The organism is Arthrobacter sp. 05T442 (genome assembly GCF_056395945.1).
The window spans coordinates 1-472 of sequence record NZ_JBFTKM010000062.1; the positions used below are offsets into that span (position 1 = coordinate 1).

The window sequence follows — 472 nt, forward strand, 5'->3', positions numbered from 1 at the left end:
CCGGTCCTGTCCCTGCTGGGCGCCACCGAGGAACCGGCCGTTCTGGACGGGCACGGGCCGATCCCGCCGTCGATGGCGCGCCGCCTGATCGCCGGCGGCGCCGATTCCTTCTACCGGGTCCTGACCGACCCCCGGGACGGGGCGCCGTTGGAAATCGGCCGGACCAGCTACCGGCTTACGAAGGCCCAGCGGCGCTGGCTGCGGCTGCGCGACGGCAGGTGCCCGTTCCCGGGCTGCAGCAACCATTCCCTGGATAACGAAGCAGACCACCTCCTGGCCTGGGCCGACGGAGGCACCACCGGTATTTCGAACCTGGGCCAGCCGTGCCGCAAACACCACCGCCTCAAACACGGCTCCGCGTGGACACCCGCCGGGGCGGGCAAGGACAGCCCGCCGGGGTGGATTTCACCGACGGGCCGGTACTACGCGAGCGAGCACCAGGACTGGGAACCACCCCACTGGCCGGACCACA

Annotated in this window: 1 pseudogene; it reads left to right on the forward strand. The window is 71.4% G+C overall.

The features are described from left to right. Positions 1–472: pseudogene (locus AC1DES_RS19185) on the forward strand (HNH endonuclease signature motif containing protein); the annotation flags it as partial.